Genomic DNA, 305 nt, shown 5'->3' on the forward strand with positions numbered 1-305 from the left:
AGTGGTCTGGTTGATCCTGGTCAAGCAGGGGCTCCTGTTCTGCCACCATTCCAATATGTTGCTGAAGTTTCTATCAAGGTTGCTGAAGCTGTTGCTAAGATGGCCCAAGAACAAGGCCTTGCTCAAGCCAAGGAAACTGACATGGCCAAGGCTGTTCGTGACCTCAAGTGGTATCCTCAATACTAATTGGAGGTTTCGACCGATCATGAAAAAACTCAATGAGATAAAAATTTCCGGTGTCAGCCTGCCCCTCTATGCGGGTCTAGTTGTCATCTTGGCCATTGCAATCGCTCTGGGTAAGCTGC

At 48.5% G+C, this 305-nt stretch carries 1 protein-coding gene; it reads left to right on the forward strand.

Annotation, left to right across the window (positions count from 1 at the left end):
- Positions 1-186, forward strand: a 186-nt coding sequence (locus tag FH871_RS35495) for a hypothetical protein (RefSeq protein WP_212768441.1), incomplete at its 5' end; no start/stop codon positions are given.
- Between the last annotated feature and the right edge of the window lie 119 nt (positions 187-305).

Origin of the sequence: Larkinella sp. C7 (genome assembly GCF_006149005.1) — a bacterium.
In the GTDB taxonomy this organism is placed as follows: Bacteria; Bacteroidota; Bacteroidia; order Cytophagales; family Spirosomataceae; genus Larkinella.